Below are 13,098 nucleotides of genomic sequence, written 5' to 3' on the forward strand. Positions count from 1 at the left end.
CTCCCAAGCCGGCCTGCTCATTCAGGAAAAGGCGGCTGGGCGGGTGATTCCTTTTCCGGAATATCAGTGATGGTCGCCTCCGTCAGCAACAGAATGCTGGCCACCGATACGGCATTTTCGAGGGCAATGCGCACCACTTTGGTCGGATCGATAATGCCGGCTTCGTACATGTCCACGTAACAGTTGGCGGATGCATCAAAACCGACGTTGCCGGGTTCTGCGAGCATGCGCGCAACCACCACGCCCGCGTCCACCGCCGAGTTTTCCGCGATGAGCCTGGCCGGGGCTTCCAGGGCCCGGCGAAGGATTTGCAGACCGGTCCTGACATCCCCCTCACACCGGGCTTCTTCGGCCGCGATCAGCGGGACCGCCTTGAGCAGGGCCAGCCCGCCCCCTGGCACAGTGCCTTCAGCAATCGCCGCGCGCGTCGCCGAGATGGCGTCATCCAGCGCATCCTTGCGTGCCTTCATTTCCGCCTCCGAAGGTGCCCCGACCCGGATCACTGCCACTCCACCAGACAGCCTGGCCAGTCGTTCCTGGAGTTTTTCCCGGTCGTAATCGCTGGTGGTGTGCTCCATTTGCGTGCGAATCTGTTGCAACCGCGCTTCAATCGCCTCCTTCGTACCTGCCCCACCAATCAATGCCGTGCTGTCCTTTTGCACCACCACGCGGTGCGCCCGCCCGAGCTGGCCCAATTCAACTTGCTCCAGCGTGATGCCCAAATCGTTGGAAACCACCGTTGCTCCTGTCAGCACAGCCATGTCCTGAAGCATTTCCTTGCGCCGATCACCAAAACCGGGCGCCTTGATGGCCACGGCCCGCAGGATGCCGCGTATCTGGTTGACCACCAGGGTGGTCAACGCCTCACCCTCGATGTCATCGGCGATCAAGACCAGCGGTTGACCACTTTTGGCAACAAGCTCGAGCAAGGGCAGCAGGTCCTTGAGCGCGCCTATCTTGTGGTCGCAGAGCAGCAAGTAGGCGTCATCGAGTTCGACCTGCATTTTCTCGGCATCGGTGACGAAATACGGCGAGACATAACCGCGGTCAAAACGCATCCCTTCCATCACCTCAACCACTGTTTCGGTGGTCTTGGACTCTTCGACGCTGACCACACCTTCAACGCCGACTTTTTCCAGGGCATCCGCCACCAACTGACCAATGACAGCATCGTTATGCGCCGACAGCGTGGCGACCTGGGCCTTTTCCTTGGGCGTACTGACGGGCCGCGCCTGGGCGACAAGTGAATCCACCACCAACGACAAGCCGCGATCCAGGCCACGCTTGAGGTCGATAGCGCTGGCACCCGCGACAACGTTGCGAATGCCATCGGCCAGGATGGCGTGGGCCAGCACCGTCGAGGTACTGGTGCCATCCCCTACTGCCTCGCCTGTGCGCTCGGCGGCCTGGCGCAGCATTTGCGCGCCCAGGTTTTCCTCGGGGTCTTGCAGGTCAACGCGCTTGGCAATCGTCACACCGTCGTTGCAGACTGTGGGATTGCCCCATTTATTCTGGATCAACACCGATTTTGATTTCGGGCCCAGCGTCACGCGCACGGCGTCCGCCAACTGCGTGGCACCACTGAGGATTTTCTCGCGGGCTGCAGCACGAAAGTCAATTTTACTGTGGGCCATCTGGGTGCACTCCTCGCCATTTGCATCACACATGCATTGAGGAATGCTCATATGGCGTCGCCCGTGTGATGTTGATCTTTATCAACAAAATCACCGGGTCAGCCCGCCCGGCAACCAGGGATAAAGCTAATCGGTGACAGCCCCTGTCGACAGGCGCTCGTAATCCCTCCTCAGGAAACGCTCTTCGGCGCAGCGGCCTTTCGTGTCCTTGGCTTGCGCTTTGTCGCGGGTGGCTGACGTACTTGGGCCAGTTGCTGCTCCAGTGTCTCGGCACGCGCGTGCTGTGCTGCGGCCCGTTGCTGGGTTTGGCTGAGTTCGGTTTGAATGGACTCCACCCGCCGCTGCAACTGCTCGATCTGCCGCCCAGCCTCCTTGAAGTGGGCGGTCACGGCTTTGACCTCCTCCCGGGCGCGGTCGACCTCGCGGTGAGCACGATCCTCCACATTGCGTACGTAGCTCTCCTGGGCAACGCGCTCCTGCTCGGCCTTGAGCCGCAGCGCCTGCAGATCCTGCTGCAATGCCTGATTTTGTTGCTGGACATCACCGCGCTCACGCAGCAGAGCTTCGCGCTGTTGCTGCAGGTCCTCGATCTGCGTCTGACGTTGCGCCAGCAGCAACTCGAGGTCGGCCAGTCGTGTCTCGACGGCCTGGCGTCCCGCCATGGCCTCCGTCGCCTGCTGACGAAACCGCGCCGCATCCTGCCGCGCCTGCTCCTCTATGGTGGCGACACGTTCGCGTTCGGCAGCTATCACCTGCCGTTGTTCGTCCAGCGCCTGTTCGGCCACACCCTGTGCCAGGTGAATCGCCTGCTGCCACACCGCTACAAAAGCCTGCGACACCTCGCCCGGCAGTGTCGGCAGTCGAGTCTCGCCGCTCAGCCGCTCGGACAGGCGCGTCCACCATTGATCGAGCAAACCCCCCACCCGCGCCGGACTGCCACGGCCCAACTCCAACCGTACGCGCTCCACCGTCGGTCGCTCGCCACGGGCCAACACCGCGTCCGCCGCAGCAAACACCTCGTTTTCCGGCACCCCTACTGCCATGGCCCACCTCCGGGTATATTAGGTCTGATAATGGATTGTTATCCGACGTTATATTATGAACATTGGAATTATCATACGTTGAACGTATTAAATATTACAAATCAATTACCCTTGGTCGACGAAACCCCGCTAAACCCGCATTCCCTGGCGATCAACGCCCAGGAAGCGGCGGCGGCGTTTCTTGCTGCCGGCACCGCGGCCAATACCGTGCGCAGCTATCGCAGCGCCCTGACCTACTGGTCGGCCTGGCTGCAGTTGCGTTACGGCCTGGCATTGGGCGATGCACCGCTGCCGACCACGGTGGCGGTTCAGTTTGTTGTCGATCATTTGGCACGCCCCCTGGCCGATGGCGGTTGGGCGCACCTGTTGCCGGCCAGCATCGACGCGGCGCTGGTCGAGGCGCGAGTCAAAAGCAAACCCGGAGCGCTGGCCTACAACACGGTCAGTCACCGCCTGGCCGTGCTCGGCAAATGGCACCGGATCAAGGGTTGGGACTGTCCCACGCAAGCGCCGGCGTTGAAGACCCTGCTGCGTGAAGCGCGCAAGGCCCAGTCGCGCCAGGGCGTGGCGGTACGCAAGAAAACCGCGATCGTGCTGGAACCCTTGCAGGCACTGCTCGCCACCTGCACCGATGGCGTGCGCGGCATTCGCGACCGCGCCCTGCTCCTGCTCGCCTGGAGCGGTGGCGGGCGGCGCCGCTCGGAAGTGGTGGGCCTGCAAGTGGGCGATGTGCGCCAACTGGATGCCGACACCTGGCTGTACGCCCTGGGCGCGACCAAGACCGACACCGGTGGCGTGCGCCGTGACAAGCCGCTGCGCGGCCCGGCGGCGCAGGCGCTGACGGCTTGGATGAAGGCTGCGCCGGCGCACGAGGGCCCGCTGTTTCGGCGGATGTATAAAGGCGGTAAGGTCGGGACTGCGGGTTTGTCGGCCGATCAGGTGGCACGCATTGTCCAGCGCCGAGCGAAGTTGGCGGGCCTTGAGGGTGATTGGGCAGCGCACAGCCTGCGCTCTGGGTTTGTCACCGAGGCCGGTCGCCAGGGTGTGCCGCTCGGCGAAGTCATGGCCATGACCGAACACCGCAGCGTGACCACGGTGATGGGTTACTTCCAGGCAGGCTCACTGCTGAACAGCCGGGCCACATCACTGCTGGGCGATGAGGAGCCGTAACCGCAGGGCCAAAGCTGCGCTGCGTAGCTTGGGACTCTTCAAAATGATGCCTAAACAGTGGCACCTCTCGCTAATCCCTAACGTAGACGCCTGCTCGCCTCTTGAATACCCCTCGAAAGGCACGATAAGTAGCCAGCTATTTGTTGATAAAAGTCTGAAGTGTTGATTTGAGTTTTCCGATTCTTTGACGCCCCCAGCTATGCCTAACATCGGCTCCCAAGCGTACTCGCCGAGGATCACCGATGAAGCTGGAAATTTTCCGCACGTTGTGGGGCTACACCGCCAGCAAGGCCCAGGCGCTTGAAGAGCTGCTGCACGCAGGCTTTGACGGGATGGAAGCACGCCTGCCACTGGATGCACGTGAAAGGGCTGAGTTCAAAGCCTTTCTGCAGGCCAATCGCCTGGGCTACATCAGCACGATCTTCACCGCCTACGATGTACTGCCGGACCAGTCGGCGTCCCCTGCCCTTCATCTCCATGACCTCGACCGCAAACTTTCCTGGGCCGCCGAACTCGGCCCGCGTTTTGTCAACGTGCTGGCAGGCAATGATCGCTGGGCCTTGCCGCAACAAGTGGAGTTCTTCGGTCAGGCACTGGAATTGGCGCGCAAGCACGGCCAGGTCTGCAGTTTTGAAACCCACCGCTCGCGGTCGCTGTTCAACCCTTGGGTAACCCTGGAGTTGATTCGGCAACTGCCCGACTTGTTGTTCACCAGTGACATCAGCCATTGGGTCGTGACCTGCGAGCGCCTGTTGAATGATCCGGCCGATGACCTGAGCGCTTTCGTCGAGCGGGTTCACCATATCCAGGCCCGGGTAGGCTATGACCAGGGCCCACAGGTTCCGCACCCGGCAGCCCCTGAATATGCCAAGGAACTGGCTTTCCATCAGCAGCACTGGGAAAGCATCTGGCGCTCGCAGCAAGCCCGCGGTTACCAGGTCAGCACCCTGACCCCGGAATTCGGCGCCGACGGCTACTTGCATCATTTGCCCTTCACTAATGTCCCGGTGGCCGATCTGTGGTCATTGAACGTGTGGATGGGCCAGACCGAGCGCGAACACTTCGAGCGTTTCTACCACTCAAGCCATCCTTAGGGAGCCGACGCGTCATGCCTGACAATAAAAATAAAAGCCTCAGCACTGACACACACAAAGCCAACTTCAACAGCATCCCGGTGGTCAACATCGCCGGCTTGTTCAGTTTTGAACTGGAACACCGCCTGGCCGTGGCCGAACAATTGGGGCGCGCCGCCAGCGATGTCGGGTTTCTCTATATCACCGATCACGGCATCGACCCGCAGCTGATCGCCAACCTGCGCAAGGCGGCCAAGGACTTTTTCGACCAACCCTTCGACACCAAGATGCAGCACTACATCGGCACTTCGCAAACCCACAAGGGTTTTGTACCCGAAGGCGAAGAGGTTTATTCCAAAGGCAAGCCGGACCACAAGGAAGCCTTCGACGTCGGCTTCGAAGTCCCGGCCGATGACCCGCTGGTGCTGGCCAACACGCCGCTGCTGGGACCTAACGACTGGCCGCAGCTGCCAGGTTTCAAGGCGGCGGTGCAGGCCTACTATGAAGCGATTTTCGCCTTGGGCCGGCGCCTGTTCGCAGGCTTTGCCCTGACCTTGGGCCTGGAAGAAAACTATTTCGACAGCCTGGTCACCCGTCCGCCGTCAAAACTGCGCCTGATCCACTACCCGTTCGACGGGGCCGCCCATGACGCACCGGGACTTGGCGCCCATACTGATTACGAGTGCTTCACCATTCTCCTGGCCGACAAACCGGGCCTTGAGGTGATGAATAACCTCGGACAATGGATCGATGCACCACCGATTGCCGATGCCTTTGTGGTCAACATCGGCGACATGCTGGAAGTGATGACCGCGGGCGCATTCGTTGCCACGGCGCACCGGGTGCGCAGTGTGAAGGAGGAGCGTTACTCCTTCCCGCTGTTCTATGCCTGCGACTATCACACCCAGATCAAACCGCTGCCAGGATTCGCCCAGGCTGGCAACGACTACGAAGAGATCACGATCGGCGAACACATGTATGGCCAGGCGCTGCAGACCTATCAGTATCTGCGCCAGAGAGTGGCCAACGGGGACGTTCAACTGCCAGGCAAGGCACGCAAGCCCGCCAGTTTCGGACATCTGAAAAATCAGACTCAAACGTCCTGATTGAAGTTTTCAGCTTCACCCCCTACCTACGCCGGAGTCAGTAAGAATGAAAAACAATAAGAAAACCGTGTTGGGCCTGGCTGTAATGGCAGCCGCAATGTTCGGTGCCTCGGTGAGCATGGCCGCGACAGACACGTTCAAGGTCGGCATGGAAATCACCTACCCGCCCTTCGAGTCCTATGACAAGGACAAAAACGTGGTGGGCTCCGATCCCGAGCTGGCGGCGGCACTGGCCAGGCACATGAACGCCAAGGCAGAGTTCGTCGACACCAAGTTCCCCAGCCTGATCCTTGGCCTGAACTCCGGCAAGTACGACGCGATCATTTCCGGCATGTACATCACGCCGGAGCGCCAGACCCAGGCCCAGACCATTGCGTATGCCAACACCGGTGCCGCGGTCATGGTGCCCAAGGGCAGCGAAATCAATGCGAAGAAGCCTGAAGACCTGTGCGGACTGAAACTGGGCCTGGAACAGGGCACGACCTGGGTCAAGGAATTCAGGAAGCTGTCCGATGAGTACTGCGTGCCCAACAACAAAGGCGCAATCACCGTCAGCGAGTATCCCTCGGCACCCGAAGTGACCCAGGCCCTGTTGTCCAAAAACATCCAGGCCCAGGTCGAAATCGCCGGTGCGGCAAAAATGATCGCGGAAAAGACCAATGGCCGGGTCGTGATCACCACTGAGCACCCGATCTATCAACAAACCCTGGGCATTTTCGTCAAGAAAGGTAACGACGAAACCTTCCAGGCTGTGCAAAAGGCTTTCGAGGAAACCAAAAAGAGCGGTGAGTACGCCGCTATCCTCAAGAAATATGGCCTGGAAGAACCGACCTCAAACTAAAAACCTGTCCTTGTAGTCTGGTCATCTGCCGCCTCTGCTAGGGGCGGCAGATCGAGGTGCCCCATGCAATTCGATTGGTCGTATTTCTTCTCCCTGTTCTCCCTGCCAGACTTCTGGAATGCCTGCGTCACGGTGGTCCAGCTCAGTGCCCTGGCCTGGTTCATCGGCATGCTGCTGGGTTTTGTCCTGGCCACGGCCAAGCTGTCCCACTCGCCTTTTTTGCGCATTCCCGCAGCAGTCTATATCTGGTTCTTCCGCAGCATCCCGCTGCTGGTGCTGGTGGTCTTCGTCTACAACTTGCCGCAATTGTTTCCCGGCAGCGGGCCGATCCTGTCCAACCCCTTCTATTCCGGCTTGCTGGCCCTGGTGGTCACGGAAGCGGCGTACATGGCGGAAATCCACCGCGGTGGACTGATCTCCGTGGCCAAGGGGCAAAAGGAGGCCGGGCGCGCGCTGGGTATCGGCCTGTTCGGCATGCAGCGCTTGATCGTGATCCCCCAGGCGTTCCGTATCTCGCTGCCGACCCTGATCAATGAATACATCACAGTGGTCAAGCTTACGTCACTGGTCTCGGTCATCTCCCTGACCGAGATCCTCACGGTCGGCCAACGCCTCTATGCCACCAACTTCCTGGTCATGGAAACCCTGGCGGCGGTCGGCGTGTACTACGTGTTGATCGTCACCGTGTTCGGCTTTTTCCTGCAGCGCCTGGAGCGCTACCTGGACCTTAACTTCCGCAAGCCGCACACCCTCGATGACGCCGCCGTGGCCAAGTTCAAGGCCTGCGCCGAAGCCTTGCCCGACAGTGCGCGCAAGGCAGCCGGCAACAACGCGACGCCTATCCTGCAATTGAAGAACATCCAGAAGAGCTACGGCACGCACAAAGTGCTGCTGGGTATCGACCTGAGTGTCGACTACGGCCAGGTGGTCTCGATCATCGGGCCATCCGGCTCCGGCAAGACGTCGCTGATCCGCACGGTCAATGGCCTGGAAAGCATCGATAGCGGCGATATCCTGTTGTTCGGCGAAACATTCATCGAAGCCTCGGACAAACCCAACAGCGCCCGCCTGCGCAAAGGCGTGCGGCACATCGGCATGGTGTTCCAGAACTTCAACCTGTTTCCGCACCGCACCATTCTCGACAACGTCACCCTGGCACCGCGTTACCACGGCCAGCCGGGCGAGCTGAGTGAACATCGTGCGTATGCGCTGCTGGACAAGGTCGGCCTGCTGGCCCATGCCCACAAGTACCCGCACCAGCTCTCCGGCGGACAGCAACAACGTGTGGCGATCGCCCGGGCCCTGGCCATGGAACCGCAGATCATGCTGTTCGACGAGCCGACCTCAGCCCTCGACCCTGAACTGGTCAACGACGTGCTGAACGTGATCCGCGACCTGGCCAGGGAAGGCATGACCATGCTGATCGTGACCCACGAAATGGACTTTGCCATGTCGATCTCCGACCGGGTGATCTTCATGGAAAACGGTAATATCCAACTCGATGCTGCACCTGAAACCATCCTGTGCGATGCCCAAGGAGAGCGGGTGCGGCGCTTCATGGGGATTGCGGCACGATCGCCAAGACCGTCTGCAACGGTGGATCTTGCATGAATAGACAGCCCCTTTCTTGTAATGCTGTTCACTTTAGGTTGGGGCGCAGCGGGTTTGGATTGGGTGTATATCCATTCCTGCGGTAACGGCCACCTAGGATTCCGCTTTTACAGCGGGTCACTTGGAAAAACGGAACGCCGCCCGGCCTGTAGGAGCGAGCATGCTCGCGATGGTGGTCAACGATGACGCGGGGAGCCTGACACCCCGTGGAGCCCTCAGGTTTTTCGCGAGCATGCTCGCTCCTACAGGGCCCGCCGCGAGGGGCAAGAAAATCAAAAGCAAAAGCAAAAGCAAAAGCGAGGCGGCCTTATCGCCGACCTGATTGCAGGTGTGTCTGCGATCCCATTGTGGGAGCCAGCCTGCTCGCGATGGACTTCCAGGCACCGCGTTCATCCAGACGGGGCGCGTTATCGTTAACGTCAATCGCCAGCAGGCTGGCTCCCACAGGGGATTGGGGGTATCCGCAAAGATCAGGTCGGCTACAAGGCCGCCTCGCTTTGTTTTTGGCGCCCCGTTAACCATGTGTCCGGTCCGTACCGGCGCTTGAAAAAGGGAGTCGCCGTAAGGGCGAAATCATAAGTGGCCGTTACCGCAGGAATGGATACACACCCAATCCAGTTCTTAACTACAACCCCATGCTTGAGTGAACAGTATTGCCCCTTCACTTGAGCTTTTTTCTTACAGGAACACACGCATGAACCTTGGAATAGCAGGACGCTGGGCGCTGGTGTGCGCTGCCAGCAAAGGCCTGGGTAAAGCCTGCGCCCAGGCACTCGTCAGCGAAGGCGTGAACGTGGTGATCACTGCCCGAGGCGAACAGGCACTGAATGAAACGGCCCGTCAGCTCAGGTCGTTGAATCCTGAAGTGACTGTGATCGCCATCGCCGGCGACATTGCAACACCAGAGGGGCGTGCGGCAGCCCTCGCGGCCCATGAGCATTTCGACATCTTGATCAACAACGCTGGAGGCCCTCCTCCCGGGGATTTCCGCGACTGGAACCGCGATGCCTGGCTCAAGGCGCTCGACGCCAACATGCTGACCCCTATCGAGTTGATCAAGGCAACGGTAGACGGCATGGCATCCCGCGGATTCGGCCGCATCATCAACATCACCTCGAGTGCGGTCAAGTCGCCCATCGAAAGCCTGGGCCTGTCCAACGGCGCACGCAGTGGGCTCACAGGGTTTATCGCAGGGCTTGCCCGGCAGGAAAACCTGGCCAGCCGTAACGTGACGATCAACAACCTGCAACCGGGCTCGTTCGACACCGATCGCCTGCGTGACAACCTGGTCGCTGCCGCGCAGGAACTGGGCCAGGACAGTGAAGCATTCCTCGACGAATGCCGTAGCGAAATTCCCGCTAAACGCTTCGGCTCACCCGAGGAGTTCGGCGCTCTTTGCGCCTTCGTGTGCAGCAGTCATGCGGGCTATCTGACCGGGCAGAATCTGTTGATTGATGGAGGGGCCATTCGCTCCAGCCAATAAAATGGCAGGCACACTGGCCTGGATGCTTTCGCCCTTCGCTCAGACCCGTCACTACAGCGCAGTTTCGAACTGCGCTTGTTTTTCTTCAGCCCGTAAATCTTTTCAATGACAAGTGCCTCGCTGGCGCCTGCCTACCATACCTCCAAGGTATCGATTAGCACCAAAATGATATTAGACCCCACAGGACATCACACTTAGCCTGTGATCAGGCAGGGTCTGCCTGTGCGTAAAAACTATAAAAAATGCCTTACTGATTGGAGCAGTCATGAGCACTCATTATTCAATTCCCGAGCTGATCGATAGCACTCGAGTCAGCTCTTTTCAGTGGCGGGTTTTCGCCCTTTGTTTTTTCGTCGCCATTCTTGATGGATTCGATACCCAAGCCATTGCCTTCACCGGTCCCTCGATCACTGAGGCATTCGGACTCGGCGCAGGCGCCTTGGCGCCCATACTGACCGCCGGAATTGTCGGCATGGTGCTCGGTGCCATGGTACTGGGCCTGATGGGCGACAAATTCGGCCGCCGGCCCGCCATTATCGGGTCGGTTGCCTTGTTCGGTTTCGCCTCCCTGGCAACGGCATTTGCCCAGACTACCGAGCAGATCCTGGTCTTGCGCTTTATCGCCGGGCTTGGCATGGGCGGTGCGACACCCGTGGTTCTCTCGCTCGCCGCCGAGTATGGCAGCGCAAGACAACGCGGCACGATCATGACCACGGTCCTGCTCGGTTTGCCCGCTGGCGCCATTCTTGGCGGATTGCTGGCTGCGAAAATGCTGCCCTCGATTGGATGGCAAGGCATCTTTGCCGTTGGCGGTATCGTGCCACTGGTACTGGTGGTGGTCTTGATGTTCGCACTGCCGGAGTCGTTGTATTTCCTGACCCGGCAACGGACCCATGGCAGCGTTGAGAAGATCGGGAAAATTGTCGCCAGCATCACCAGGAACCCAACGCTCCCGGGCAGCACCTACAGCGTCCCGGAGGTCGATGTAAAAACCAGCGTCACCTCCCTGTTCTCTGGCGGCCTGGCGCGCAATACCTTTGGCATATGGACGGTCTACCTTTTCAACTGGGTGGCATGGTTCATGTTCCTATCCTGGCTACCCACTGTTCTCAAAGCAACGGGACTGCCGGCAGAGCAGGCACCCATGGGCACTGTTGCGGTCAACGCCGTGTTTGTCGTGTGTGCCATTCCGCTGTCGATCATCTTGCCAAAAATCAACGTTCGGCTATTGCTGCTGGCCTTGTTTGTGTTCGGTATTGCCCTGTGCCTGGGCCTGGCGAACAGTGGCACCCATTGGGCGCTGGTATTCACCCTCGCAGGTCTCGCAGGCCTGGGCATTGGTGGGCAGCAAATCGTCTTGAACTACATGGTTGCCCAGGCGTATCCCACCGCATTGCGGGCAACCGCAACCGGCTGGGCGATTGGACTGGGCCGGGTGGGCGCCATCATCGGATCGGCAAGCGGCGGCTGGTTTCTGGAGCACGGAGGTCCTGCCGGTTATTACTCAGCGCTGATCGTGCCGTTGGCGATAGCAGCGGCAGCACTCTTGATCATTCGCACCCAAGCCGATGCACCGGCTAGCCAACCTGTCGCGGCGCATTGAAGGACAAGGACCAACACAATCGCGCCCCGGCGCCATCGCGCGGGGGCGTTCCTTTCATCGCCAGGCGATGACGACGCTGGCAACCGGGGTGCAGGCGCATGTGCCGTTTGACCTCAACTGCGCATCCGCCTGCAACACTCAGTCAAAACGGAACGAGGCGCCATAAGCCGAGGCAGGCAAATGACTCGAACCGTCGGCGCGCAACCGTGAACGCAAGGTGCCACTTTGCGGCCGGGTGCGGTATAGCCCGCGCTTTTGCAACTCGGGGATGACCAGTTCAACGAAATCCTCAAGGCTGCCGGGACTGATCAGCGGGTTAAGCATGTAGCCGCTGGTGCCGGAGATTCGGGCATGCTCCTCGATGCGCTCGGCCACCTGTTGTGGCGTGCCCACCAGGATAAGATCGCTGCCTCGGGTTACCTTGGCGAAACGCTGTTTGACGTCACCTGCGGTCAAGGGTTTGCCACTGCCATCGGGATGCACCACGTAGGAAGTCATGCCTTCGGTGTGGGTGGACAGTGCCTCATTGTCGGCGTAGCGGCCGATATCAATACCGGTATCACCCGCGTAACTCACAAGCTGTGCCTGCAGGTGATAGTTGCTTTGCAACTCGTCATATTTGCGCTGGGCTTCGATTTCTGTTTTAGCGGTGACAATACGCAACACCGTCAGCGACTTTACATCGTCACGGTGACGACCGCGTGCCTGGGCCTTGGCCCGGATTTCCTCCAGCCCCAAGCGAATCTCCTGGGGGTTGGACTTGGCAACGAAAATCAACTCGGCGTGTTTGGCGGCGAATTCACGACCGCGCCCCGACCAGCCCGCCTGGATCAGCAACGGCGTGCGTTGTGGCGATGGCGAGGTCAGGTGCGGCCCGGCCACGCGGTAATGCTCACCCGCATGATTGATCGCACGCACGCGCTCGCCCCGGGCGTAGAGTTGGCGCGTCTTGTCCGCGACCACAGCGTCGTCGGCCCAACTGCCCTCCCAGAGTTTGTAGGCCACATCCAGGAATTCTTCGGCGCGCTCATACCGGTCATCGTGCTTGATCATTTGCTCCAGGCCGAAGTTGCGGGCGGCGCTGGACAGGTATGAAGTGACGATATTCCAGCCGACCCGGCCATTGGTGAGGTGATCCAGGGTGCTGAAGCGTCGGGCATGGGTAAAGGGATGTTCGTAGCTGGTGGTCACGGTAACGCCAAAGGCCAGGTTCTGCGTGACGGCGGCCAACGCCGGGATGATCATCAGCGGGTCATTGGCCGGTGCTTCAACGGCCCATTTCATCGCCGCATCAGCGTTGCCGCCAAACACGTCGTAGAAACCCAGTACATCGCCAAAAAACAGCATGTCGAGGTGCGCCTGGTCAGCAATGCGCGCCAGGTTCGACCAGTAGCCGAGGGAATTGATTGCCAGGCGTTCATCAGCCGGGTGAGTCCAAAGGCTTGGCGCACCGCCACAGCCCACGCTGGCTTGCTCATAGAGCGCAAACAGAAGAGGAGTTGGATCGGACATCGTGGTTCCTGATTAAGTAAGA

The 13,098-nt window shown here is 60.0% G+C and carries 10 protein-coding genes and 1 pseudogene; 8 read left to right on the top strand and 3 right to left on the bottom strand.

What is annotated here, in order from left to right; translation table 11 throughout:
- Positions 1-17: 17 nt before the first annotated feature.
- Both groL and HGP31_RS15590 read right to left on the bottom strand, forming a co-directional pair.
- Positions 18-1,634, bottom strand: coding sequence for a chaperonin GroEL (gene groL, locus HGP31_RS15585; protein ID WP_168758142.1), 1,617 nt, complete (start codon positions 1,632-1,634; stop codon positions 18-20).
- A 170-nt stretch (positions 1,635-1,804) separates the two neighbouring features.
- Positions 1,805-2,677 carry a DNA-binding protein gene (locus HGP31_RS15590; RefSeq protein WP_168758143.1) on the bottom strand — a complete coding sequence of 291 codons (873 nt, stop codon included), beginning with the start codon at positions 2,675-2,677 and terminating at the stop codon, positions 1,805-1,807.
- A 78-nt stretch (positions 2,678-2,755) separates the two neighbouring features.
- Here HGP31_RS15590 and HGP31_RS15595 point away from each other — a divergent pair, with 78 nt between their 5' ends.
- The 8 genes and pseudogenes from HGP31_RS15595 to HGP31_RS15625 all read left to right on the top strand — a co-directional run bounded on the left by HGP31_RS15595 (position 2,756) and on the right by HGP31_RS15625 (position 11,564).
- A complete protein-coding gene (locus HGP31_RS15595) occupies positions 2,756-3,847 on the top strand; it encodes a site-specific integrase (RefSeq protein ID WP_168758144.1) in 1,092 nt (363 codons plus the stop codon).
- Between the two features lie 242 nt (positions 3,848-4,089).
- Positions 4,090-4,941: a sugar phosphate isomerase/epimerase family protein gene (locus HGP31_RS15600; protein ID WP_168758145.1), complete on the top strand. Its 852-nt coding sequence runs from the start codon at positions 4,090-4,092 to the stop codon at positions 4,939-4,941.
- 14 nt (positions 4,942-4,955) lie between these two features.
- Positions 4,956-6,026, top strand: coding sequence for an isopenicillin N synthase family dioxygenase (locus HGP31_RS15605; protein ID WP_168758146.1), 1,071 nt, complete (start codon positions 4,956-4,958; stop codon positions 6,024-6,026).
- A gap of 46 nt (positions 6,027-6,072) precedes the next feature.
- The gene (locus HGP31_RS15610; protein WP_020801303.1) at positions 6,073-6,867 is read left to right on the top strand and encodes an ABC transporter substrate-binding protein; all 795 of its coding nucleotides are present in this window, start codon (positions 6,073-6,075) and stop codon (positions 6,865-6,867) included.
- A gap of 63 nt (positions 6,868-6,930) precedes the next feature.
- The gene (locus HGP31_RS15615; protein ID WP_020801304.1) at positions 6,931-8,478 is read left to right on the top strand and encodes an amino acid ABC transporter permease/ATP-binding protein; all 1,548 of its coding nucleotides are present in this window, start codon (positions 6,931-6,933) and stop codon (positions 8,476-8,478) included.
- A 160-nt stretch (positions 8,479-8,638) separates the two neighbouring features.
- Positions 8,639-8,725, top strand: a pseudogene (locus HGP31_RS30780) (outer membrane lipoprotein carrier protein LolA); the annotation flags it as partial.
- A 447-nt stretch (positions 8,726-9,172) separates the two neighbouring features.
- The gene (locus HGP31_RS15620; protein ID WP_168758147.1) at positions 9,173-9,961 is read left to right on the top strand and encodes an SDR family oxidoreductase; all 789 of its coding nucleotides are present in this window, start codon (positions 9,173-9,175) and stop codon (positions 9,959-9,961) included.
- 265 nt (positions 9,962-10,226) lie between these two features.
- A complete protein-coding gene (locus HGP31_RS15625) occupies positions 10,227-11,564 on the top strand; it encodes an MFS transporter (protein WP_083349114.1) in 1,338 nt (445 codons plus the stop codon).
- Positions 11,565-11,702: 138 nt separating this feature from the next.
- On the opposite strand, the gene HGP31_RS15630 is transcribed toward HGP31_RS15625, so the two are convergent.
- Positions 11,703-13,076: an LLM class flavin-dependent oxidoreductase gene (locus HGP31_RS15630; RefSeq protein ID WP_168758148.1), complete on the bottom strand. Its 1,374-nt coding sequence runs from the start codon at positions 13,074-13,076 to the stop codon at positions 11,703-11,705.
- Positions 13,077-13,098: the final 22 nt, after the last annotated feature.

The organism is Pseudomonas umsongensis (genome assembly GCF_012647205.1).
GTDB lineage: Bacteria > Pseudomonadota > Gammaproteobacteria > Pseudomonadales > Pseudomonadaceae > Aquipseudomonas > Aquipseudomonas umsongensis.